The 24,976-nt window shown below is 45.0% G+C and carries 22 protein-coding genes and 1 pseudogene; 14 read left to right on the top strand and 9 right to left on the bottom strand.

Going from position 1 to position 24,976, the window contains the following annotated elements; translation table 11 throughout:
* The 7 genes and pseudogenes from QUB12_RS28595 to QUB12_RS37630 all read left to right on the top strand — a co-directional run.
* Positions 1-1,021, top strand: a 1,021-nt coding sequence (locus tag QUB12_RS28595) for a calcium-binding protein (RefSeq protein ID WP_333309439.1), incomplete at its 5' end; no start/stop codon positions are given.
* 231 nt (positions 1,022-1,252) lie between these two features.
* Positions 1,253-2,467: a glutathione S-transferase family protein gene (locus tag QUB12_RS28600; protein ID WP_333309441.1), complete on the top strand. Its 1,215-nt coding sequence runs from the start codon at positions 1,253-1,255 to the stop codon at positions 2,465-2,467.
* A 194-nt stretch (positions 2,468-2,661) separates the two neighbouring features.
* Positions 2,662-2,982: a type II toxin-antitoxin system HicA family toxin gene (locus QUB12_RS28605; protein WP_333233185.1), complete on the top strand. Its 321-nt coding sequence runs from the start codon at positions 2,662-2,664 to the stop codon at positions 2,980-2,982.
* Between the two features lie 180 nt (positions 2,983-3,162).
* The gene (locus QUB12_RS28610; RefSeq protein ID WP_333233187.1) at positions 3,163-3,501 is read left to right on the top strand and encodes a type II toxin-antitoxin system HicB family antitoxin; all 339 of its coding nucleotides are present in this window, start codon (positions 3,163-3,165) and stop codon (positions 3,499-3,501) included.
* Positions 3,502-3,953: 452 nt separating this feature from the next.
* On the top strand, positions 3,954-5,576 hold the full coding sequence (locus QUB12_RS28615; RefSeq protein WP_333233189.1) for a DarT ssDNA thymidine ADP-ribosyltransferase family protein: 1,623 nt from the start codon (positions 3,954-3,956) through the stop codon (positions 5,574-5,576).
* A 23-nt stretch (positions 5,577-5,599) separates the two neighbouring features.
* Entirely contained in the window at positions 5,600-7,000 is a 1,401-nt protein-coding gene (locus QUB12_RS28620) for an ADP-ribosylglycohydrolase family protein (protein ID WP_333233190.1), read from the top strand.
* Between the two features lie 138 nt (positions 7,001-7,138).
* Positions 7,139-7,210 (top strand): annotated as a pseudogene (locus tag QUB12_RS37630) (hypothetical protein); the annotation flags it as partial.
* A 71-nt stretch (positions 7,211-7,281) separates the two neighbouring features.
* Here QUB12_RS37630 and QUB12_RS28625 read toward each other — a convergent pair.
* The 5 genes from QUB12_RS28625 to QUB12_RS28645 form a co-directional block, all read right to left on the bottom strand.
* Positions 7,282-7,818 (bottom strand): hypothetical protein, encoded by a 537-nt coding sequence (locus tag QUB12_RS28625; protein ID WP_333233193.1) that lies wholly within the window; start codon positions 7,816-7,818, stop codon positions 7,282-7,284.
* Positions 7,819-8,016, bottom strand: coding sequence for a hypothetical protein (locus tag QUB12_RS28630; RefSeq protein ID WP_333233195.1), 198 nt, complete (start codon positions 8,014-8,016; stop codon positions 7,819-7,821).
* A gap of 140 nt (positions 8,017-8,156) precedes the next feature.
* Positions 8,157-10,565, bottom strand: a complete 2,409-nt coding sequence (locus tag QUB12_RS28635; protein ID WP_445300678.1) for an EF-hand domain-containing protein — start codon at positions 10,563-10,565, stop codon at positions 8,157-8,159.
* A 279-nt stretch (positions 10,566-10,844) separates the two neighbouring features.
* Entirely contained in the window at positions 10,845-11,495 is a 651-nt protein-coding gene (locus QUB12_RS28640) for an RNA ligase family protein (protein WP_333309447.1), read from the bottom strand.
* A 118-nt stretch (positions 11,496-11,613) separates the two neighbouring features.
* Positions 11,614-12,855, bottom strand: coding sequence for an HhoA/HhoB/HtrA family serine endopeptidase (locus QUB12_RS28645; protein ID WP_333309449.1), 1,242 nt, complete (start codon positions 12,853-12,855; stop codon positions 11,614-11,616).
* 283 nt (positions 12,856-13,138) lie between these two features.
* On the opposite strand from QUB12_RS28645, the gene QUB12_RS28650 reads away from it, so the two are divergent.
* Positions 13,139-13,492: a metal-sensitive transcriptional regulator gene (locus QUB12_RS28650; protein WP_333163138.1), complete on the top strand. Its 354-nt coding sequence runs from the start codon at positions 13,139-13,141 to the stop codon at positions 13,490-13,492.
* A 296-nt stretch (positions 13,493-13,788) separates the two neighbouring features.
* Here QUB12_RS28650 and QUB12_RS28655 read toward each other — a convergent pair whose 3' ends face one another.
* On the bottom strand, positions 13,789-14,226 hold the full coding sequence (locus QUB12_RS28655) for a helix-turn-helix domain-containing protein (protein ID WP_333145410.1): 438 nt from the start codon (positions 14,224-14,226) through the stop codon (positions 13,789-13,791).
* A gap of 1,087 nt (positions 14,227-15,313) precedes the next feature.
* Between QUB12_RS28655 and QUB12_RS28660 the strand changes: the two genes are divergently transcribed.
* Positions 15,314-15,958, top strand: a complete 645-nt coding sequence (locus tag QUB12_RS28660) for a pentapeptide repeat-containing protein (protein ID WP_333056817.1) — start codon at positions 15,314-15,316, stop codon at positions 15,956-15,958.
* 148 nt (positions 15,959-16,106) lie between these two features.
* Here the strand turns inward: QUB12_RS28660 and tnpA are convergent, their stop codons facing one another.
* Positions 16,107-16,514 (bottom strand): IS200/IS605 family transposase, encoded by a 408-nt coding sequence (tnpA, locus tag QUB12_RS28665; RefSeq protein ID WP_333145409.1) that lies wholly within the window; start codon positions 16,512-16,514, stop codon positions 16,107-16,109.
* 74 nt (positions 16,515-16,588) lie between these two features.
* Here tnpA and QUB12_RS28670 point away from each other — a divergent pair, with 74 nt between their 5' ends.
* The 5 genes from QUB12_RS28670 (at position 16,589) to QUB12_RS28690 (ending at position 20,957) form a co-directional block, all read left to right on the top strand.
* Positions 16,589-17,917: a transposase gene (locus QUB12_RS28670; protein ID WP_333309451.1), complete on the top strand. Its 1,329-nt coding sequence runs from the start codon at positions 16,589-16,591 to the stop codon at positions 17,915-17,917.
* Positions 17,918-18,126: 209 nt separating this feature from the next.
* Entirely contained in the window at positions 18,127-18,903 is a 777-nt protein-coding gene (locus QUB12_RS28675; protein WP_333147424.1) for a pentapeptide repeat-containing protein, read from the top strand.
* A gap of 173 nt (positions 18,904-19,076) precedes the next feature.
* Positions 19,077-20,222 carry an AAA family ATPase gene (locus tag QUB12_RS28680; protein ID WP_333147422.1) on the top strand — a complete coding sequence of 382 codons (1,146 nt, stop codon included), beginning with the start codon at positions 19,077-19,079 and terminating at the stop codon, positions 20,220-20,222.
* Positions 20,219-20,398: a hypothetical protein gene (locus QUB12_RS28685; RefSeq protein WP_333147420.1), complete on the top strand. Its 180-nt coding sequence runs from the start codon at positions 20,219-20,221 to the stop codon at positions 20,396-20,398. Before QUB12_RS28680 ends, QUB12_RS28685 begins: the two co-directional genes overlap by 4 nt.
* A 115-nt stretch (positions 20,399-20,513) precedes the next feature.
* Entirely contained in the window at positions 20,514-20,957 is a 444-nt protein-coding gene (locus tag QUB12_RS28690; RefSeq protein WP_333147418.1) for a DUF4276 family protein, read from the top strand.
* 72 nt (positions 20,958-21,029) lie between these two features.
* Here the strand turns inward: QUB12_RS28690 and QUB12_RS28695 are convergent, their stop codons facing one another.
* Entirely contained in the window at positions 21,030-24,035 is a 3,006-nt protein-coding gene (locus QUB12_RS28695) for a GAF domain-containing protein (RefSeq protein ID WP_333147415.1), read from the bottom strand.
* Positions 24,036-24,405: 370 nt separating this feature from the next.
* Entirely contained in the window at positions 24,406-24,858 is a 453-nt protein-coding gene (locus tag QUB12_RS28700; protein ID WP_333147413.1) for an NADAR family protein, read from the bottom strand.
* Positions 24,859-24,976: the final 118 nt, after the last annotated feature.

Consider the following 24,976-nt stretch of genomic DNA (forward strand, 5'->3'; position numbering starts at 1 on the left):
TCCAGAACCAACGCCAATATCGACACCAACACCCAATCCAGAACCAACGCCAATATCGACACCAACACCCAATCCAGAACCAACGCCAATATCGACACCAACACCCAATCCAGAACCAACGCCAATATCGACACCAACACCCAATCCAGAACCAACGCCAATATCGACACCAACACCGACACCAACACCCAATCCAGAGCCAACGTCAATACCAGAGCCAACGCTACTACCAGAGCCAACACCGACACCGACACCACTACCAGAGCCAACGCCACTACCAACCCCAACGCTTGAGGGGATTAGCGGTGACACCTTAATGGGCACTGACAATGACGACTCAATCACAGGTACTCAAAATGATGATGTCTTAATCGGTAAGTCGGGAAATGACACTCTTGTTGGTGGATTGGGTAATGACTTGCTCTATGGCAATCAAGGCAAAGACCTTCTCAACGGCAATCAGGGAAACGATTCTCTTTACGGCGGTAAAGGCAAGGATGTTGTTCGCGGCGGCAAGGATAATGACCTGGTTTTAGGAGATTCAGGAGATGATACCCTCTTCGGAGACATGGGAAATGATACTGTCTATGGCGGTAAAGATAATGATGTTGTCCACGGCGGTAAGGACGATGACCTAGTTTCCGGGGACTTGGGAAATGACACCCTTTTTGGAGACAGGGGAAATGATACTGTTAGCGGTGGCGCTGGTGATGACCTGCTCAATGGCGGTTTAGGCAATGATTCGCTGATAGGTGGTGATGGTCGCGATCGCTTTGTGCTGAACTCTGGTGCAGGAGTGGACATCATTACTGATTTCCAGACTGGTCAAGATTTACTGGGATTAAGCAACGGTCTAACATTTAACCAGTTGACAATTAGCCAGGGTACAGGTATCCAGGCGCAGGACACCCTGATCCGTATCGCCAGCACTGGTGAGTTGTTAGCGTCTCTCACTGGTTTGTCATCAAGCTCGCTTACCCAAGATATGTTCGCTCTGAATTTGATACCAAATCCGGCTTAAATGGATGGGGAGGGTCGGCACGGGGGCACGACCCCCTACTACAAAATACTGAGAATGAAACAGAAGAGCCCTCGGACGAAAGTTTGTGTGGTAGGGGCAATCCCCCCGTGGTTGCCCCTGTTTCAACCGCCGAATCATCAAGGGGCTGGCTAACTTTTGGACGATCGCGACCAAGAAAAGCTATACATTTAGTCTATATTTTGGGGAACCATCATCAGCACTAATTCACCTATGACATCCACCGCCACGATCGCCACCCCTCTAAGCTGGAAAGAATTAGAAGCCCTCACAGACTTTGATGTCGATCGCACCAACGGGCCAACCAACGCCCAAGCCCGCTTGCGCCTCTTTGGTAAAACCGAATCCGATGTGCGAGTCACCCTGTACCGCGATAACCATGCTTGGTGTCCCTACTGCCAAAAAATCTGGTTGTGGCTGGAAGAAAAACAAATCCCCTACCGTATTGACAAAGTTACCATGTTCTGCTATGGGGAAAAGGAAAGTTGGTACAAGCGGAAAGTGCCATCGGGAATGCTACCGGCGATCGAACTAGACGGCCGCATCATCACCGAAAGCGATGATATCTTAATCGCGCTGGAACGAGTCTATGGCCCCTTGGGTTTGGGCATGGAAAACCCGGCAGTAATACCCATGCGGCGGTTAGAGCGGCTGCTATTTAGAGCCTGGTGCTCTTGGCTGTGCTACCCAGCAAGTTCAGCCAAAGTCGAACAACACAACCGCAACCAATTTATCAGCGTCGTCGCCCAGGTAGAAGCAGCCCTGGCTAGCACTCCGGGGCCTTATTTCCTCGATGAATTTGGCACTGCGGATGTCATCTTTACGCCCTACGTCGAACGGATGAATGCCAGTCTTTACTACTACAAAGGCTACTCGATGCGGGAAGAAAACCCGCGCTTTGCTGACTGGTTTGCGGCGATGGAAACCCGCCCTACCTATCGCGGCACTCAGAGCGACTTTCACACCCACGTCCACGATTTACCACCTCAGATGGGCGGGTGTTATGAAAACGGCGAACCTCAGATGCTACTCAACAAAGCCCGCGTGGATAATGGGCCTTGGGCGGGACTGCCGGATGTGATGTATCCAGAACCGGAAACATCCCGCGCTGAAGCACTTCACCGCGTCATTAAGCACCGCCAAAACATCGTTCGAGTCAATCCTGCTGATGACAATTTATTTGATGAGGCTTTGCGTTGTGCTTTAACTTTGATGATGACTGGCGAAGTTTGTACGCCGCCGGCTGGTTCTGATGCGGCTTTGCGGTATTTGCGCGATCGGGTGAATGTGCCCCGCGATATGTCGATCTACGCGGCCAAGCGATTCAGGGAAGCTTTGGAGGAAACGGCGGCTTTGGTGGGTGATGGCCAAGGTACTCCGATTCTCGCGAAACATCGGCGAGATCAAGATCCGGCTAATTTTGTGTAGTGTTAATCCGTAGGGTGCGTCGCTGCGAGATTTTGGATATAACTTGCAGATTATAGATGGCGACGCACCCTACTTGCAATCTCTAGCATTGAGATATGCGATCGCTTTATATCACGCAGCAGCCGGACAAATTTACTTGACAGTGGTATCAAAATGTGATATCAATAAATAGGTGGCGTCAAGCTGGGGTGATAATGCAGACACTTCCTCTAAAAGCAACTCAATCTGACGAACTTCTACTGGTGAGTGGATTAAATAGCAAACAGCGTCGAATCTTAAAGGCAATCTACGCAAACCCCGTTCCGGGAAACATTCTCTGGACGGATATTGAGAGCCTGTTTGTGGCGCTGGGCGCTACCGTCAGCCAGGGGAGGGGATCTAGAGTGCGATTCGCATTAAACGGTGTCAAAGCTGTTTTTCACGAACCACATCCTGAAAAAGAGATTTGTAAGGGCGCAGTTAAAAGTGTCCGAGAATTCTTAGAGAATGCAGAGGTTTTTATGTCTGATTTTTAACCATTAGTAAGATGTCCGACAAGGGGCATCCATTGCTGGTTGCCCCAGCCCCAGATAACTAAAAAACGTACCACCTATCTAGCTATCTAGTAAAGTCATCACACAATCGTGCAGCACAATTTTACAGATTCTCCGAAAAGTGTAATTTTGCCGTTTCGTCGTTTGAGAACTAATCCAACTATGCTGACCTACAAGGGCTACACTGCTCAAATCGAAGTAGATACAGAAAACGGAATCCTTTTTGGCCGCGTACTAGACATCAAGGATGTGATTACCTTTCAGGGTAAAACTGTTGAAGAGGCGCGTCAGGCATTCTATGACTCTGTTGATGATTATTTAGAATTTTGTGAAGAATTAGGGGAAAAGCCCGATAAGCCTTTCTCTGGCAAGCTGCCATTTCGCACGACACCCGAATATCACCGTCAAATTTTTATAGCTGCTAAAAAAGCTGGTAAGAGCATCAATGCTTGGATGGAAGAAGTTTTAGCGGATGCTGCTACTCGTGGTATCCATACTTGATGTTTATGCAAGTCCCTTTTATCAATACTTCGGACAGTTTTTGAATGAGAGCCTGAAAGTGCCATTCTACCTTTTGTATCCGAGCTTGACGAAAGTCTGAAACCCTCATTATACCGTTAGCGATTGAAAACTATCCGAAGTGTTGTTTTATCTTTAGTAATATTTACGTATAGTGCATTTAAGTATTACTCTGGCGCCAACTATAGGGAAGAAAAAAAATGGGTTCTCGCAAAATAATCTATAGAATCAAAAAAAATGGTCAGCTTGTAATTGAAGTAGGCTTTGACATAAAGGTAACACCCTCACAAACTCAAGTAACTCGTGTGTTTGAACTCTTAAATGAGGATGGTGAAGGAACAGGAAGGACGGTGAATTTGTCACCAGATGATTGGGAGATAGCCCGTTAGAAAAAAATCAAGATATTCCTCCAATTAACTTAAGACATTTCTAAAATGAGTGAAATTGCCATATTTAAGTGGTTTGCGAACTCCCGAAATGAACGCCATTCTAATTACAAAATTTTAGAATGCGAAGACGGACGACGACTGGATATTCATGCTAGTGAAATTAGTTGTTCCGAAGACGAACTCATTAGAGGACGGTTTATCACTTTTGAGATTGAAGAAAAAGAGGCAAAGAACTTGCGTCTACTTAGAGAAGTGGGTGTGATAGATTGGTATGATTATGATAAGGGCTTTGGATGCGCGACTCTTATCGGAAATAACTCGTTGCTGTTGGAAATGTTCGAGAGCTATAAACACCCGAAAATAAGATCAAAGGCAGGCAGGATGCCGACCCTACAAGAGTCGTTGGGTATGCTTTCCAAAAAGGCAGAAGTTTTTGTCCACCATAAAGTTATTTGTGGCAACCAACCGCTAAAAGAGGGATATCTCGTTGTTTTTGATATTCGTAAAATATATCGTAAAGATCAAAATCAATACAAGGATAATGCTCTAAAGTTAAAGCTTCTTAGTGAAGAAACGGACGAGGCAATTATAGAACGCTGTGCCAAAAGTAGAGAAACAAGACTATGGAAACCTGTATTTCATAAGTATCTTACTACTCTCCAGACAACAGATGAAAAAGTTGCACTGGCATTGGATAAAATCAATAAACTGCCTGGGGATGGGGAAAGGCTTTTTTCTCGTTCGTTCTCAACTGTTTCAAGGGAGAGTTTTTCTGATTCTTTGCCAGATGAAATATTAGGTTTTAGCGAAGAAATACGTCAATTTTTAAGTTTTGAGAAGCATCTAAATATTACAATTGCTTTGATTGAAGACGCGACAAGTAAAAACTTACCTGAAGATGCGTTATTAACGGAGTTGCAGAGTTGCTTAGAAAATCTCCCCCTGTTGAATAAGGCTCGGAATAAAATTAGGCGACCATCAATAATCCCTCAAATCCCCGATTGGGTAAAAGAAATTCCCTCGTTCCGGGCATTATTATTTGGATTTCCCAGTGTCGAATCTCGCCCTGATACTCCAGAAGCATCACAAATTCGTGCGTTTGTTGATGAACGTGGAATTTTCGGCCTGTTTCATTTTACTACTATTGAAAACTTGCAAGGTATTTGCCGAGAGGGTGGTCTCCTCTCAATTTGTCAACTACGATCTCGAAATAGTCACTACGACCAAATAGATGAAGGAAGATGGGATGGAAATCTGAACCACATTTGTTGTAGCATTAATAGTTACAACTCTATGTACCTTTATCGTGCCAAACACAAGAGCCAGTGCTGGGTATTGCTGGCTATTAAACCAGATTACCTCTGGAAACAAGGAACGCTGTTTTGCCCAATTAACGCAGCTTCAAAGCGAGGAGCTTATATAAAGGAAGGTTTGACAGGACTTAAAAGTATGTATGAGCCTGTGGTAAGTGACATACAAGACAGAAAATATACAAGACAAGGACTACCAGATCGCAAACCCACTTGCATTCAAGCAGAAGTACAAATATATGAAAGTATTTCTTTAGATGACGTTCTCTGGATGGGGGCAACTCCAATTAATGAGCAAAAAGTACGAGATGCTGGGTGGAAAGGCAAATTTGAAAATTTTGAATTAATTAGGGATTAGATTTTTATTTAATAAGGTTAATTATGTCGCAGATAAATCAACCGTTGAATATTGGCTTATTATCTAATCGTACTGCTGGATCGCTACTAGCGGCGGCGGCGGGTGACGCAATGGGCTGGATGACAGAATTTATCCGATCGCCCGATGACCTCAAACGCAAAATGGGAGTTGATCGCGTCACCGACTATCAGGCATGGAGCAAGCAGGTTGGTGGGAGGTTTCAAGGTTATGAGGATTACATGGCCCCTGGTGACTATTCCGACGATACCCAATTAACCATCTGTACTGCGGCTTGTATTTCTCCAAATGGAAGCTTTGACTATCGCACCTTTTGCGACTTTGAGTATCCTATGTGGCTAGAGTATGCTCGCGGTGCTGGTAGCACTGTCAAAGAAGCAGCCCATAAAATACAGCGCAAGTCGGCTGGTTGGAACAGTAATTTTTTCAGCCGTAAGATGAAAGAAGGAACGATGGACTACCGCGATGGTGGCGCCAATGGTGCTGCGATGCGGATATCGCCTCATGTGTTAGCTAATGTTGGGCGTTGGACGCAAGCTGAGGCTGATATCTGGCGCAATTCAATCATCAGTCATGGTCATCCAAGAGCTATCATAGGGGCTATCCTCTACGGTTATGCACTGCACAGTGTTTTGCAGTGGTCAGAATCTATCACAGGTCAGGAGTTAATTGAAACTCTAGGCAATTGGGTAAAACAGTTAGAGATTCCGCAAATACCCGCTCTCAAAGTATGGCTGAGTGAATGGAATAAAGGAAGAGTAGAACCTTTTGAGACAGTTTTTACTAACACTAAACAAGAAGCTGTTGAGCAGTTGCGTCTAGTCTGGTCAGCATTACACAAAAATGAATTACCGGAAAGCGTACTTAAAAAACTAGGCTGTTTTGACCGCAACACCAAAGGCTCTGGACTAGGTACTGCTATGGCTGGCATTTATCTGTTTGCCCGCCAACCAGAACAAACTCAGAAAAACATTATTATAGCTGCCAACATGATAGGCAGCGATACTGATTCGATTGCAGCTTTTGTGGGTGGCTTGGGTGGAGCAGCTTTTGGATTGGAAGCGATTCCTGAGAACTGGCGATCACAGATTCAGGATGCACCATTTTTAATTGGGCTAGGCTACCATTTAGCAACAATTGCTGTGAGTGAACCAGACAAAACAAAAATTCGCTCTGGAACAAGTGGTGTGAAGTTAGGAAAACGCTTATCTCGCAATGAAGTGCATAGCAATATGCGAGTTGTACACCGTCGCTTAGGCAAGGGTGCGATCGCAGAAGTACATACACAACCTCTTCTTACCCAAGGGCGAATGGTAACAGTTGTACACATCAATTTCGATGTGGGTCAAAGCTGCAAGTTTGCCTTCCGTGCAGACACTCCCAGTGAAACATTATTTATCATTTAGCGCGTATTTTGTTTTCCAGCCTTTGTTGAAAACCCAGTCAATATTACCTCTATAGCGATCGCAAATCATTCATAATACGAAGAAGCGAAACCCCAAGGTTTTAGCCAAACTTTTCTCGATTCTCTCACTCGCTTCGACGCGACAATCTGCGCGATCGCCGACTCACCCCATCCCACCATTCCCACCTTCTCAGCCCAAGATCCCACCTGATTCAATCTATTATGACTTGGCTACAAAGGACTATTTTAGAGACGTGAAGCCATCCTCAATTTAATTTAATATCAATAACGTTCGTGAATTGATTTACATTCCCAAAAAAATCCAGGCCCAACCGTCAAAACTTGTTCAGTTGGCATGAACAATTCCCAATAAGCAAGTCCAGAATCATCTGGCAAATCTGGCTCTAAAATAAGTTTATAGTCACCCTCAAAAACTAGAGTGAGACTAATATTACGAGCATAAATCACAAAATCAATCAATTCTTTATTTTCCAATTGCTGCAAAACTTTTTTGACAGCATCTATTTCTACCTCATCTATTTCTGCATCTATATCTACTGGCAAGGAAGAAGTTAAGATTCGATCACCTTGCTTGAAAACCCAAGGTGTTGCCCTTGTGCCAAATTGCCAACTACCTTTGCGTAGATGTGCTAATTTTGGGTGAGTATAGGCAGACATCTCACCGAAATCTAGCCGTAATTCATCCCCATAACTAAATATAACCTGATGACAAATTTCTCCGATCATCGGTTTAGTAATAACTAAAATAATTTGCTCGATATCTGGCTTCTGATTAGCAATAGATGTTTGAATAGCCATTTAAAGATCCTCTAAAAATTCTTGAGCTTTCTGGCGGAGTTCTTCATAAGTAAAATCGCCTCTACGGTTTAAAGTTCCACCATAACCATTTTTCTTTTCTTCCTCAATGAATAAACCAAAAGCAATCCTTAATTCACCTCCCATCTTAAACTCCCTAGCGATCGCATCAACCTGTTTAATATCGCGTTTTCTACCCATCAATACATAGAACCCGAATTATTCAAAATTTCTTCCTTCTGCTATAAATCTACTCAGAATGTTAATCACGCTAATTTGTCTAGTTTTTTACGATCGGTAAAAAGTTAAGCTTAAAAACTTAACTTTTTACTGACTGATATCTAAGCAACCTCTACAAACACACCGCTGCGAGCAAACTCCTCTTCTTCAGGACTAAAGACGGGAGCTTGATCGACAAGATCAGGGTCAAAGTAATATGTCTCTTGTAGGAATTGTCCCGTGACGATCGCCTCCTCCAACTCCTTGATGTAATCTTGGGCAACTAAGCAAGCCTCCTTGATACCTTCCTCATCCCTCTTATCCAACAGCTTTTGCAAAGTTGCTCTCACCCCTGTCAGTCGTGCCGCAGGCTTGAGCATACCGTAGAGGCGGTACATCCGATCGGTGGCAATGCTAATGTGTTTGAGGGCCTTGGCTCGTGCTAGCTCAGAGTCAATGCTGGGCCAATAACGGGTGGTATAAAATGCTTTCTCATCCTTGTGATACCACTCTTCCGATCGCGCAATTGATGAGGAGACAGTATTGTGCAGCTTCCAGAAGAATAAGCGCAGGGAAGCGCCATCTACTACCGTGGACAGCTTCGCCTCCATTGATACCTCAAAGTCATTCAGACGCGGGTCGCGCCCAAGCACAAGGTACTCTACAGGGTACATTTCCACCTCTTTATTCTGCACGACGTAGGCGTTGAGGTGGTGGCGGCAGTAGGGGCAGGGATACATAGTGGCAAACAGCTTGAAGAAGTCCTTGAAGATTGCCACCAGAGTTTTTTGCTGTTGGGGGGTTTTGGTAGAGACGATTTCAGCCGTAGTGTGGAAGAAACGCCACACCGCAGGGCCAATATAGTAAGGGAAGCTGACGCGCATTTGTGAATTCTTTATTTCACTGCGATCGATATAAACGTCAATAAACGATACATATTGCGAGAGTTCGCCAGACTCGCGCCCAAACTCCAAGCGTTCGCGCCGTTTCTGTACCCCATTCAGGTAGTTGTGCGTCAAGCGCCATGCCTGTTTGAGCATTAGCTTTTGTTTTGGAGCGCATTTGGGAAAGCTTTCTACAACATCCGCCCCATAGCGCCCAAATTCCCCTGACGTTTTAGTGGCTTCGTACCACTGGTTTAAAGCCACTTCGTCAGGAACCGTATTGAAGGGGATGTCTGCTGCTGTGCTGACGCTGAAGGCAGCTAGCAGCTTCGGCATAAAGTCTTCATACCAATATGCCACTGGCATCATCGCACCATCGATTTCCTCTGAGGCATCCGAGAGGATGACGCGGTTCCACTTCTTCAGGTACTCTTTGGGATCTCCTTCAGATTTGGCTGGTGGCGGTGCCATTTCCTCACTCAGTTCCATTTTTCTCAATCGGTTGAGTTCGTTGATGGCAAGCACACCCTCCGCGATGTCACGCAAGTTGAGACTTTTCTTCTTGATGGTGATGGCAAACTCGACTCCCGCGGCAAACTTTTCCTTGGCAGTTGCAGACTTACCCCGCGCCTCCAACATGGCTTTTTGTTCAGCCAACATTTCTGGAGTTTTTTCTATAGTCTTCCAGTTTTTGATGCGATCTTGCAGTCGGGCATATTCATCTTCGATCGATTTAACTACTGCATCTAGTAGAGGGTTGCACGCCGACTCTACTACACCCAATCCTTTATAAAGCCCGATCGCACATCTGACAAATTGCACAAAATCAGCGATTCTGTATGGCAAGTTTCTCACCCGCAGGTGAGTCTCGTGGTTGGCGGAAAAACTCTCGCGGAAGCTGCGGTAGGCTGCTCCCTGGATCAGACGAAACAAACCAATCTGCATCTGCAAGCGGGAGGTACCGCGCTTGTTCTCAGCTTGTGGGTGTTGGGCGAGTAATTCTTTTAGCCGCGCTATTTCTGGATTGCTATCGGTGGGTGCTTCTTCTAGGTTAGGTTCAATAGTGGCAGAAGCTGCCTCATTGATAGCAGTTGCTGTAGTTGCGATCGCAGCCGCTGTACTGTCTGAAATCTCGGTTGTCTGTGTGCTGACAAGCGGAACCGGCGAGTCTTGATATCCTGTTGTGAGCTCTGACTCATCCGGTACCAGTTTGCAGAATTCCTTAAAGTCAATTGAGGCATCGCCGTCATGGTCTACCTCTTTGAGGATCTCATCGAGCTCTTGGTCTGTCAGCCCAAACTGGCTCATCACGCCGTGCAACTCGTTTTTAGTGATTTGACCGCTGCCATTCTCATCAAATACACTAAATGCCATTTTGAGACGACTCTGGCGATCGCCTTGCTGGGACACCATCAGCATTTTGAATTCATCAAAATCGATACTGCCAGACAAGTCTACGTCCACTTCTTTGATCATGTCGCGCAGCTCGGTTTCGTTAGGACTCTGGCCTAGCGATCGCATCACTTGACCCAGTTCTTCTGATGAAATAGCACCGCTCCCGTCCGCATCAAATACTTTAAAAGCTTCCCATAACTTTACCACATCTTCTTCAGTCATGGCTTTTTTTTCAAGCTGCACAGATGTCATCACTAAATCCTCCCTGATTTTTTTATTGGCTGTCTATTGATTAAGCTGTTCGGCATTTAAAAGACGATAGTAGGGTGCGTCAGTACAGAAGTGTTTCCCAAGTCCTGTAAGTGTTCACTCCTGACGCACCATACAAGCCTCGTTAGTGCTTTAAATGCTCCACAGCTTACGACCAATATACTTTAATTCCTGATGACTTACGCAACGATATTGTCAAATCCAAGGGGATTGCCGATATCTCCCACTTTGGCTTGTGACAGTCGATCTATCAGTTTGATATTACTCCCAGTAATTTTCCCAATCATCCTTAAAAACTTCCTGTAATCTCTGCATATACGCATCAGTCTTAATCTTCACCATCCACAGATTATTAGCATTGCGGCCTCCCTTGCACACAACACCTTCATCTACACCGTATTTCCCCTCGCGAATATCATCCATAAACTTGCCCGTCAGTTTGCCGCGATAAATCACTCGCGCAATATTTAATTTACCAAAATCCTGAATAAACCGATCGGGAACAACCATACCGCGATCGGTTTTCACATCAAAAAGCACCAATTGTTTGCGATCGTCCTTTTGGTGCATTCCCGCAAACGAATTAGCACCAAAAAACTCTGTAAACACAGTAATTTCAGGGCAGTGATACAGTTCGTTCTCTCGAAATATAGACTCTAAGGGACTAGCAAAGTCTCTTTTAAATATTTCCGGTGCTGCTTCTAAACCTGGATGTGCAGCGTTAAATTCTGCAATTCCCATCTCATCCAAATCAAATCTACTGCGGCGCGTACCAAAAGCATACCAACCAAGTTCTACTTCCCAAACCCAATGCAAATTAGTGCCATCGTACTTCTCGAAAGCTATACATTGTTCATGAGGGCAATTTTTACTATCTGGAATTTTGGGATAGGCAAGTTGAACTCGTGTCATATAGAGGAAGGAAGTTCGGCAACGGATGTAACGGATGTAACGGATGTCAGTCCGAGGGAAGTCGGAAGAAGGAAGAAGGAAAGGGGTTTCTAACAGTTTCCCCCCTTCCGCTTCTTCCCTAAAAATCCCTCAGTTGAGCAGTTTGAACCGCAATATCTTTCGTCTGGGCACCGCGGCGCACCTTCAGTTTCAGAATTTGACCGATTTGGCTGTTTTCCACCAAATTTTGCAACTGTTCCGGCTGAGTCACTCCCTCACCCTCAATTTGAACGATGACATCCCCCTTGCGAATCCCTGCTTCCTCAGCAGGCGTATTTGGCACAACTCGCATCACTAACACCCCCTTAACTTCCGGGACAATCAAAGGAGCATTGGGGTCAGAATTATTCTCTCTGGCCATTTCAGGAGTCAAAGCAATCATCTGAATCCCCAAAAACGGATGGCTGACTTGTTCTCCCTTGGCTAACTGCGCGTAGATAGCCTTGGCTTTGGCGATCGGAATCGCGAACCCAATACCCATTGCATCAGCTCGAATCGCCGTGTTGATGCCAATTACTTCTCCTCTGCTGTTTAACAGGGGGCCGCCGGAATTGCCGGGATTGATGGCGGCGTCGGTTTGAATGAAATCGAGCCGCTTGTCGGGAATGCCGACGGCTGCACTGGATCGTTTGAGGGTGCTGATAATGCCCAAGGTGACGGTGTTGTCAAATCCCAGGGGGTTCCCCACGGCGATCGCCCAATCTCCCACTTTCACCGCGTCGGAATCTCCTAGCGTTGCCACGGGCAAGTTAACTTCCTTGGTATTAATTTTGACAACAGCCAAATCTGTTACTTCGTCAGTACCTTGCACTTCTCCTGGAAATGTCCTGCCGTCGTTTAAGGTGACAGTCACTCGATCGGCTTTGTCAACTACGTGAGCGTTGGTTAAAACAATCCCGCTTTTGTCAATGATGAAGCCGGAACCTTGACCGCGCAACCGTTCTTGTCTGGGAGTCAGGCTGCGTAAATCTTCTCCCAAAAATCTACGGAAGAAGGGATCTTCCATTAAGGGATCGAGGTTGCGACTGACAGTGCGCTCGGTATCAATGCGAACAACTGCTGGCCCGACTCGATCGACAGCCGCTGTCACAAAACTGCCGGTATCCCCTGGGAGTTCAGGACTCCGCAGCGCTAACAGTTGCGGATTCGCGGCGGTGGCTGGGAAACTCTGGAACTGTAAGTTGGGCGGAGTGGTGCCATCAGCGGCAGCGGGTGCAGGAGTGATTGTTAACGCACTCAGGGCGATCGTCATTCCTAAAATTAGGGCGAACCAACGATCACCGGTTCGAGGGGCGGGGCGAAAAAACTTAAATAGTCGCATAGCGTCAATCTTTGTTAGTCTGGGTTAGTCTGGTAAGGGTGTGCGATCGTGCGGACTCAATAATCTGCCACCATAAAGATCCTAAATATATTTTGACAGTTACAATACATGAGTCACTAGCCCGCACCAACTCAACATATTCTGAATTCTAACTTTTAAATTTCCCTCGTAATACCAGTTTCAAAAAAAGAATGCAACTCTAGGCCCCTGGGCCCAACCATTACCCAATCACTCATTCCCAATCTAAAATCTAAAATCTAAAATCTAAAATGGTATAACCCCAATGATTCTATCTGATACTTCTACTGACAAATCCTTGCCCTCAAATTCCCACCACCATCACGACGCTGAATCAGTGCACCCTCACCATCACGATGAAGAATCGATGCGGCGGCTGGTAAATCGCTTGTCTCGGATTGAGGGACACGTCCGCGGCATTAAAACAATGGTGCAAGAAAACCGTCCCTGTCCCGAAGTTCTGGTGCAAGTTGCTGCTGTTCGAGGCGCGCTCGATCGCGTAGCGAGAATCATTCTTGACGAACACTTAACTGAGTGCATCGCCAGAGCCGCGAAAGAAGGCAATATTGATACCGAAATTGAAGAGTTGAAAGCGGCTTTGGATCGGTTTTTGCCTTAGCCGCTGCCAATTTTTACATCATATAACAAAACCTGCCAATTATACCAAACTTCCAAGTTATGATTTCTGGCCAATTTTTTAAGCATCTTTCACAAACGCGGGAAAAGCATCAAATCTTCTCCCCTTCACCCCCATTGCCACAACATATAATTTATATGATCCGCAGTTGAGGAGAGCGAGTTTTGTTAAAAAACGATTAGTCAGGTTTGTCGTAATGACGCAACTCCTCAAAATCTTCAAAAGCTGACGGTTAACCATTAGATAATCGGTGCTTAATCCGACGTGGTATGAACTGTCTAGACTTTCGTCAGCTTGGCTTTTAGGTGGTATCTGACTGTTGCATAAACCGCTTTATAGGAAGCCTCAATGCTGTATTCCTGCTGCAACCACTCTTGAATCTCTCCATAGCTTTTAAAGCCTTCCTGGGGGTTGCTGAGGCGCATTGCCAAACTAGCGCGGGCCAGAGGAGGAATGGCAGGCTTGCGGCCGCCGCTGTGCTTTGTTTCGAGGAGTCCTTCGAGTCCGTCAGATCGGTACTTTCTCAGCCACCGCTGCACTGTAATTCGATTTACCCCGATCGTCATTGCCAATTCTTTAACTGTCTTAACGTGACAAATTTTGAACAGGTAAAGTGCTTGAATCTTTTGAAAGCCACTTGCTGTTTTTTGTTCATTTAACAGGTTTTTTAGTTCTTCAATTGTCTCTGTGATGCTAAGTTTACATACTCCAGCCATATCAATTACCTCACGATTCGCGTTCTACAATACCTTTGTTTGACAAGGGAGCAAAAGCCGCTCCCATCCTAAATGCTGACCTTTTGTTTGCCCTGAAGCAATACAAAAGCGATCGTTCTCATTAAACTTTTTCCTTCCTGGAGGCACTCAGACCCTCAGAAACCGGATTATTTTAACCTGGAGCAAGGTTGCAACGATTTTTTTGGTAAAAAACCCGGTTTCTGGGTCAGTTTTGTATTTGATGGACAAGCGTCATTGCTAATACTGATAGCCGTTAACCGATCGACTCTAAGATTAGCGGCAATAGGTGACTCTTAAGGAATACCATTTATTCTTTTATTGTTAAACATCTATCATGGTTTTCCTGGTATCTCTTGGTAATTTTTGCGAACGTATGGGCGATTTTTAGTCATTAGGTGCTAGCAAACAAGCGAATGTCTGTACACCAGCGATCGCATTTTTATACAGACATTCCCCTACTCCCAGAAGTGCATTTCTGGCTTTCGCTGTGCGAGAAATATTGATACATCAACACTCTCATTACCCGGAGCCGGTAGCGCCGAGTGACGTTGCAACCGACTTTCACAGCAAGCGGGCAAGTATCCGTGAAACTACTGGCTTTATCGCCAATTGAGTAAAACACGACGAGGGGGCATTGTCAATTTCTCAGCATTACAGTATAAGTATCGGCTATTTTTGCCCGCCTGCTGTGATCGAAAGCGGAGTTCCTATGTGATCCTACTAGCATTTTTTTGTGATTCTGGTCACATTGCTACTCAGTAAGCTCAACAACCCATAAAAAGTTATGGGTTGGATCGGAGTTTCCACGTAGAATCTTTGGGATTTAGTTAGGAAGTGCGATCGAACTTGTTGTTAAAATTTTGAAAGATAAATTTTTAACCAAAGGGAAAAGAGAATGCAGCTTTGTCCTTCACCCTGACCAAACCATCTAATTTATACTCAAACGTTGCAGATTGAGGGAAGTTTCACCCTGGGTGTGAATATTTCAGAATCTAAAACTGCAGAACATCCGGTGCAACCAGCTTGCTGACAGTATTCTTCATTTAAAAGGTGTAGAGAAGCCACAATGAACGTTGACGAACTGCTCAAGCTATATGCAATAGGAGAAAGAAATTTTAGCGGGGTCTACCTGCACGAGGTCTACCTCTACGAAGCAGAATTGATTGGAGCCAATCTGTATGAAGCCGACCTGATTGGAGCCAATCTCAGCAAAGCCAAACTTAACAGAGTCAACTTTGGCAAAGCCAATTTGTGCAAGATTAATTTGAGCAAAGCAGACTTAGGTGGAGCCGACCTCACAGAAGCACTTTTACTTGAAGCTAACTTGAATCGAGCTGAGTTGATGGGAGCAAATCTCAGTAAAGCAGACTTGAGCGGAGCTTCCCTGATCCAAGCAACTTTAATAGGAGCCAACATATCAAGGGCAACACTCAGCCGTGCCGACTTGCACGGAGTAAATTTTTACGGAGTAAACTTGCGTAGGGCGGTGCTCACAGAATGCGATTTAATTGGGGCAAACTTGAGTAAAGTAGACCTTAGCGGAGCCGACTTAATGGGAGCGAGTCTAATTAGGGCAGACTTGACTGAAGCGATTTTAAGTGCGTCAGACTTAAGCGGAGCCAACCTGTTGGGAGCAAACCTCACAAAAGTCAACCTGAGCGGAGTATATCTTAAGGGTACAACGATGCCCGACGGCACGATTCACGACTAATTTATTTGTTAATTTTTATGGTTGCCGAGAACAGCGGCTAAAGGGTAATGAGCTTTTCATAAAAATTTTACGGGAAGCGGGAAACGAGCGTGGCTTTAGCCCTGAGAAGGAAGAACACGGGGATTTCAATCCCCGTGTTCTTTCTTCTTTAATTTGCCGAATGATGGGGGTCTTCTATGTATTTTTTCACGACCTCGCTACTAATATTGCCTGCTGTACTAACAAAATAGCTGCTCGTCCATAAAGATGGCAGCTTTTTCAGTTCAGGAAACTCAGCCATTAAATGGTGACTAGAACGCCCTTTGAATACTTTAATCACCAACGCAGGGGTGTCCATCGGCTTAACAGCTACGAACAGATGTACGTGATCTGGCGCTACCTCCAAGGCTAGAAGATCCCAACCTTTCTCGGTTGAAAGCGCTAAAAATATTTCTCGAAGTCTAGTTACTATGTCACCGACCAGAACTTTCTTGCGACGCTTAGGAATAAACACGAAGTGGTAGTTAAGTAGGAACTTAACGTGGTTGTGCGTTTGGTATTCGGGAAGTGGCAACATAAAGTTTTGTTGATATCGATTGAATTGTCAACTCTACTTATCTAAACTGAATAAATCACTTTTAGGAAAAAGAGGTGGCTAAAGTCAAAAGAACAATGGGAATACAGCAAGTATTGCTATCTCCCACTGAAGAAATTGAGGCGGTATTAGATTATCTTTGTCGGCAATCTGGCACCCTGTATAACAGTGCTGTCTATTTAGCTCGTCAGACATTTTTCAAGACAGGAAAACTGCTGACTGGAAAATTTGATTTATCTTTTGAACCGTCAATTTCCAAGTCAATTGTTGCTAAGTCGTTGCCTTCAACCCCCATGCAACAAACCTTGATGTCCGTTACGGAGGCGTTTAAAAGTTTCAAAGAGTTAAGGGCTTTGTACGTCCAGAATCAATTGCACTTTAAGCCTAAGCCTCCGAGCTATCTAACAGGGTCTAAGCTGTTCAAAGTAGCTTACCCAAATTCTGGAGGACTGAAGCCAACACTTGTCGGCAATCAGTTGAGATTTTCCTTGGGTGTGACAGTGCGGCGGTGGTTTGGGATTTCTGAATTCTTTCTGCCCATGCCGTCGAACATTGATTACTCTAAAGTTAAAGAATTCACTATTCTCCCTAAAAATGGTGTTTTCTACTTGGAAATGTCTTACGAAGTAGAATTACAGAAGCACGATTTAGATCCTAGTCAAGCGCTGTCAATCGATTTGGGAACTGCTGAGAATTTAGCTGCTTGCGTTGACACGTTAGGAAATTCTTTCTTGATTGATGCTCGCGCTATGAAGGCAATGAATCAGCTATGGAATAAGAAAGTTGCAACCAGGAAGGAAGGAAAGCCCACAGGTTATTGGGATAGCTGGCTAGACCGTGTAACCCGCAAGCGCAATCACCAAATGCGCGACGGACTCAACAAATCGGCTAAATTAATTATTGACCACTGCTTAAAGCATGGTATCGGTAATTTAGTGATTGGATGGAACCAAGGTTTTAAATCCAAGGCCGACATGGGTAAACTGAACAATCAAAAATTTGTTCAAATGCCTTTAGTAAAGTTGAAAGACCGATTAAAGCAACTCTGCAAATTGCACGGTATTAAGTTTACTGAAACAGAAGAAGCATACAGTTCTAAAGCTAGCTTTTTAGATGGAGACTCCCTGCCCAGATATGGTGAAAAACCGCCTGAGTGGAAAGCATCTGGAAAACGAATTAAACGTGGCTTGTATCGCTCTGCTGACGGAACTGTAATTAACGCAGATCTAAACGGTTCGGCCAACATTTTAAGAAAAGTAGCCAGTAAGTTAGGTGTAAACCTTGACCAACTGAGTAGACGGTGTTTGACCACCGTAGCGAGAGTAAGACTTTGGGCGCTGCCTAAAGCTGCTTTGTCCGCAGAATCTCAGCGCCTTCAGGCCTGAGAGTGTCAATACCCTAATTTATTGGCAGCGAAGTGTTTATTTGACACTCAGGTAAGGCCGAGAACTTCAATCTAGGGTGCTGATGGCGCACATAACTCCTACATACGGCAAGTCAAAAGATTTGTTGGGTGAACTTGTGTTATGGTGATTTTCAATTGCTTCGAGAAAAGCTATTTTAGATTTAATATTTTGGATTTTGGACGGTTAAAATGAAACTCAGAATCCTCGCTGCTGCAACGCTGCTGAGCGCGATCGCCCCGATCGCTCCTGCAGCGGCCGAGAACATCCAACACACGCAACAATTACTAGCCACCCGACAGTGCCCCAACTGCGACCTCAGCAGTGCTGGCTTGGTTTTAGCCAACTTAACCGGAGCCAATCTCAAAGGTGCTGACTTGAGATTGGCTAACCTCAGCCGAGCCAACCTCACCGGGGCTGACCTCAGCGGTGCCAACCTCAGCGGCACCAGCCTGTTTGGCGTCAACCTGACGGGGGCGAACCTCACCGGTGCCAACCTCAGCGGTGCTGACTTGAGAAGTGCCTATCTCAGCGACGCCAATTTGCTCAACGCCAATTTAACTAACGCGCAACTGCTCGGAGCTAGAGGAATGCCAACAAATATCGGCACCGCTGAAGACTTCTACCGGTTGGGAGTGCTGGAAGCTCAAGCAGGAAACTACAGAAACGCCATTGATTATTACAATCAAGCCCTGAATCTGAAATCGGATTTAGCAGCCGTTTATTTTGCGCGCAGTATGTCTCGCGCTGACTTGGGAGAGTTCGCCGGTGCGGCTCAAGATGCTGCAATAGCAAACAAACTCTTTGCAGATCAAGGAAATCCCCAAGGTGAGGAGTTGTCAAAGCAGTTAGGCGAAGCCATTGTGGCGCGCCAAAAGCCTACGGAACCCCGCACTTCCAGCCGCGGCGACTTTATGAGTCTTCTCGGTTCGATCGGTTCTGTTCTGGTGAAGTTGATCTTGCCTTAAAGACTTGTGAACGGCCTGCTCCAACGACTTTTCATGCAGCGCCAACCCAAGCGATGCAGAGCGTTTCATACACCCATCTGGCTTTACTAAACCTCTAATGTCTGTAAGGCAGATATACTTAGCCTAGTCTCAATATATGTGTCTAGGCTAGTTTTACTATTTAAGGACGGAATATGAATAGATTTGAAAATATATCAGTAAGGGGTTTTCGGCGTCTTCAAAATATTGAGCTTGAGATGAGAAATCTCATCGTCATGATTGGTGCAAACGGAGCAGGAAAAACTTCTTTTTTAGATGTTCTTTCAATACTAGCCGCTTCAGCAAGTGGAAATTTACATAATTTATTACAACTTAAAGGCGGCTTGAATGAAATTTTGACAAGAGGTAAAGTACAAGAACTTGAAATTGAAATTTCAATGCAAGTGCCAAAGGAACAACCTTTGAAGTACAGCTTAACATTGTCACCCAAAGGTTTGTCCTATGAAGTCAGAGACGAATCTTTAACACAGCAGAGAAATCCCAACAGAGCTGAACCATTCAAGTATATTGAATCACAAGGGTTGAATATTAAATATTTTCAAGAAGGCAGTGAACTTCTGAGACCGAATTGGGAGCATAATCCTCTCGAAACATCGCTTTCTCAAGTTCCTAAAATGTATAGTGAACCTGAGAACCTGAGAAAGAGCCTTGCTTCTTGCACATATTATGGAGCACTCGATGTTTCAGAGAAAAGTCCAATCCGTCTACCTCAAGCAATGCGCCCTGCAAAGTTGCCTGGAGCAAGCGGTGAAAACCTCGTTTCCTGTCTTTATGACCTTCGGGAGACGGATCGAGACAGTTTTGAAATGGTTGAAAATATCATTTCTGCTGCCTTTCCAGATTTCGATCGATTAAACTTTCCTCCGGTTGCCGCAGGAACTATGTCTATGACTTGGACAGATAGAAATTTTCCTCAGCCTTTCTATGTCCATGAGCTATCAGAAGGAACGCTGCGCTTCCTCTGGTTGGTTGCGCTCCTGCAAAGTCAAAATTTAACAACTATTACGTTGCTAGATGAACCAGAAGTTAGCCTACACCCGGAACTCTTAAGACACTTAGTTTATCTAATGAGAGAAGCTTCAAAACACACTCAACTGATAGTTGCAACACACTCAGATCGACTCATCAGATTTCTCGATCCAAGCGAGATTTTGGTCTGCGATTTGGAAGAAGGGGAGGCAAAAATGAGGTGGGCTGACACTCTTAACCTGGATAAATGGTTAGAAGATTACAGTCTTGACCAGGTTTGGGAAATGAATGTGATGGGTGGCCGTCCATGAGAATTGCTATTTTGGTTGAAGGTGCTACTGAAATGGCATTTAGAAAGAAGCTTCATGAGTTTCTGCAAAGTCGTTTAGAGCAAAAAATGCCCAGACTAGACTTTAAACCACAACATGGTGGAATTCCCAAGCAAGGGAAACTCAAGAAAATAGTTGAAACTCTCCTCGATCAATAGTCCGGACAGTTTTCAATCACTAACGGCAGAATGCGGGTTTCCACCTTCTCAGTGAGGTCAAATGCTAACGGTAGAATGAGGGTTTCAGCCTCGGTCTCAAAAACTGTCCGGAGTATTGCTCGATAATGATGGCTATGATGCTGTAATTGCACTTACAGACGTTTATACCGGAAAGCCGGACTTTAAAGATGCCAATGATGCTAAAGAGAAAATGAGGACATGGGTAGGTGAAAACCCAAAATTCTATCCTCACACAGCATCACATGATTTTGAAGCATGGCTTCTTCCCTACTGGACAACTATCCAGAAGCTAGCGAAACACAATCTTTCTGCTCCTAGCGGTTCGCCTGAAACAGTGAATCATCAAAAGCCACCTTACTATTGGATTAAGGAGATTTTTAGCTCTGGAAAACGCGGAAAAGACTATAACAAAGTGATTGATGGAATGGCTATTTTGAAAAACAACGATCTGATGATTGCGATTAAAGCTTGTCCAGAGCTAAAAGCTTTTGTGAATCGAATTATCTCTCTCTGCGATGAAGATAAAATAATTTCTTGATGTCCGATGTTAGAGTCCCGACTTCTTAAAGAAGTCGGGACTCTGGGTGTTAAGTTTTTTAGGTTGTTCTAGTTAATTCAGCGGAATCTCGATCCAGAACTCTGTACCATGACCGGGTACAGAAACACATTTAAGTACGCCTTGGTGTTTCTCAACTACAATTTGGTAACTGATAGACAGTCCTAAACCCGTGCCCCGACCTACGGGTTTAGTAGTAAAAAACGGATTAAATATGTGAGAGATTAACTCTTTGGGGATGCCGTGACCATTGTCGGCAATGCAAATTCCTACCGTTTTTTCATCGATTAATTCAGTGCGAATCCGAATGCAAGGGGATGGGAAATCAGGAATCAAACACTCGGTGGTCGCATTTATATCTCCTGACTCGATAGGCAGTATTTGGGAGCTTAAATGCGTCGCCGCTGCACTTGCCGCTTTAAAGGGAAGATTCATAACTCGCTCTTTTTTTCCCATTTCTAGGGCGTCAAGGGCATTACCTATCAGATTCATAAATACCTGATTGAGCGAGCTGGCATAGCATTCTACTAAGGGCAAATTGGCGTATTCTTTAATGATTTCTACGGTGTCGTGATCGGAATTGGCTTTGATCCGGTGCTGCAAAATCAACAGGGTACTGTCGATGCCCTCGTGAATGTCAACGGCTTTTTTCTCGGTTTGATCGCTCCTGGAAAAATTACGCAAAGATACAACTAACTGGCGGATGCGCTCAACTCCGACTGTCATGGAACCCAAAATTTTTGGCAAATCTTCGGCAAGAAATTCGATGTCGATTGCTTCGGAGCACTCGCTAATTTCTGGGTTGGGATTGGGGTAGTGCTGGCGGTAGAGTTCTACCAAGCAGAGTAAATCTTTGGTGTATTCGCTGGCGTGGGAGAGATTGCCGTAGATAAAGTTAACGGGGTTATTGATTTCGTGGGCGACTCCGGCGAGGAGTTGTCCGAGACTGGACATTTTTTCGGTTTGAATCAGTTGGGCTTGGGTATTGTGCAATTCTGTGACTGTTTTAGCTAGCTGTTCGGCTTTTAATCGATCGGCAGTTGCTGCATTAAGACTTTCTTGATAAAGTTCTGCTTGGTGAATGGCGATCGCAGCTTGAGCAGCTAAATGTTGCAGCAATTCCTGTTCTGCAGTTTGCCAAACTCTCGGCCCAGAACACTCATGGGCAATCAGCAACCCCCACAATTGCGAATCTTTGCCCATCATGGGCACAATTAAACTTCCTCTCACCTGCAACTCTTCCAAAAATTCGCGGTGACAGGGTGTTAAATCATCAGTATAAATATCATTAATTGCTCGCACCCGTCCGGCTCTATAAAAGCACTCTGAGCCTTCGGGAAAGCATCCTTGTGGAGATGTGATACCTAAAATTGACCGCCACTGGCCGCAAACAGCTTCGACAACTACCTCGCCCTCTTTGTCGGCAGCAAATTGGTAGATTACCGTGCGATCGGTATCCAACAAAACTCTGACTTCTCGCACAATAGTTTGCAGTATTATTTTTAAATCTAAGGTGCTGCGAATCTGGTCTCTAACTCGCGTCAATACTTTGGCAAAGTCCAAGGATTTTTGCAATTGGGCGGTGCGTTCTTGAACTTGGCGCTCCAAGTTGGCATTCAGAGTTTGCACTTCTTTATTAAGAACGTACTGCCCAATTGCCGAACAAAATTGGCTGCCTATAGCTAAAGCTTGCTCAATTTCCTCGTACTTCCACTCGGGCGACTGACCTTTTTTTATTTCTCGCCAGAGTTCAAAGGATTGTCTGGGAAGGGTTTGTGCCGCGCTGCTGTCAAAGCTGCCCGCCCACATTTTTTCCGTATCAATTGCATTGCGAAAAATGGTCAAACAGCCGACTACTTGTTGTTTGTAGTGGAGGGGAATTACCAGCAACCCCCTAATTTTAGTAGATTGGAAAGCGGGAACTAAAACTCTAAATAGAGGTTCTTTGTATAAGTCTGTAATTATCCCAACGGGGAATTGAGAATTAGTAAAACTCGCCAATTTGGGAAGTTGTTCGGTATTTTTGAATCCTTTAGTTAGCCATTCCTGCCAGAGGGGATGAGCTTCGATCGCCTTAACTTTTTCCCAGTTGGGAAGTGTCGGTTGTTCTCCTGTGGTGAACAGTTCAAAGGTAGCATCACTGTGGGTTGGGGCAATTGGCAATCCTCCTTCAATCTTGGGATATGATAACTTTTCACCGTTGATTTTCGGCTGGTTGAGATAGAGTCGGCCGCCGCTACCGCCCAAAGCGGTGACGGTGGCTTCTAAACCCTGTTGCAGTTGAATGTTTACGTGACCATACAACAGGGCTGCTATGCGGCTCACGGTAGCTTCGCGGGCCGCTTGAGAGCGGGTTTGCTGGAGGAGGAGCGCGTGGGCTATAGCGCTAGACAATTGATCTGATACGAGCTGAACTACTTCTAAATCTGCTGGTGAAATATTGAGGGGCGCGGAGTGGTGAGACACTAAAAGTCCCCACAGTTCGATGTGAATTTTTTGATTATTTCCTGGCTCGTATCGAGTCAGACACGTGGCAGCCTGGCAGATATCTGTTTTGCTGTTTTCCGACGCGATCCTGCGGTGCAAAATCGGCACGACTAAGGAAGATTGCACTCCCATTGCCATCAGGTAAGCTGTGTGGCAAGGATCGAGCGATCTGTAGTGGATCTCTTCCTTTACTAAAGGTTGACCGGTGTCTGCTGCATCGAGGGGACTCAGGACGATCGTCCCGGAGTTAACATCTATTATTGTCCGCTGGCGCAAAGTGACATACATCTCCCTGGCCCTGGCAGGAATGTCGTCTGCTGGAAAGTGCAGTCCTTTCAAGGAAGGGAGATGGTTGTTATTAATTGACTCAGCAACAACTTCTCCACTGCCGTCGGCACTAAACCTGTAAATCATAATGCGATCTGTTTTCAAAAAAGACCGCACTTCTGCTACCGTACTGGTTAAAATATCTTCTAATTCTAGAGATTGGCGAATGCGTTCTGTTATCCGCCGTATCAAAACTTCTCTGTCTAGTTTATAATGTAATTCTTGCGTATTTTCTCTGAGTTGCATAAATCTCCTTTTGTACTTATACAATGATAATAAGAAGTTTTGATGTGCTGTGGGAGCGTTTAAACTCAAATGCCTCACCCTGAGTTTTTGACTCAACCGATCTGTACAATTAATCCGTCGCGCACTTGTCAGAGACGACGGTGTATCGCCTCTGGTGGGCTGGGGTAAGTAAAATCTGCGATCGCGCCGGTTTAATCCTTGCCTTCAACAGGCAGAGCGACTTAAGCAAATAGTAATTATTATTTTAATGCTCTTATAAATTTCTCGCAATCTTAAACTCTCACTAGGAGAATTCTTCATTGTTAGGATAAGTTGACATTTGTTGTAGAACTTCATATAATGAGAATTAACGAAAGAATTTGAGCTTCTATCAGCGCCCCTGGTGCTGACTAATTTCTTGGCGCACGCTCATCAGAATTTTACCCAAATGATTTTGACCGGTTCGGTCGCAGCCACACCCCCAGTAGTAATCCGTTGGCGAATCCTCGACAATCACTCGATCCCCTGTGGCGAGGAGAATAGCTTGAATGTCTGTATGAGTGAGAAACTTAGTTAAAACTGCTTCGCGCATAATGGGAATTTTCACCGCTTCCCAATCAGCGCGAATCCGGTGGTTGGGATCGCGACCTAATTTGGCGGCTTCTTGAGGAGTCGGTACGGCTCGAATCGTCGCCACTAATCTTTCATCAGTGCTGACAAATTTTTGGGCTTGATAGTAATGTTCTACAGTCAACCAATATTGACCGTGCAGACAAATGTCGTGTAGTGAAAAATTAGAAAAGCAGCCGTAAGGCTCCTCTACTTTATAAAAATAAATTATCATAATTATTTGAGATTTTATATTTTACAGGATTTAGGTAGAATTTGACATCCACCCCGGCCGTACCGCGGGATTCCATCTATTCAAGCCAGTCAAAAATTGACAATTGCTTAAATTCTGG

It is taken from the genome of Microcoleus sp. B7-D4 (assembly GCF_036705125.1).
GTDB lineage: Bacteria > Cyanobacteriota > Cyanobacteriia > Cyanobacteriales > Microcoleaceae > Microcoleus.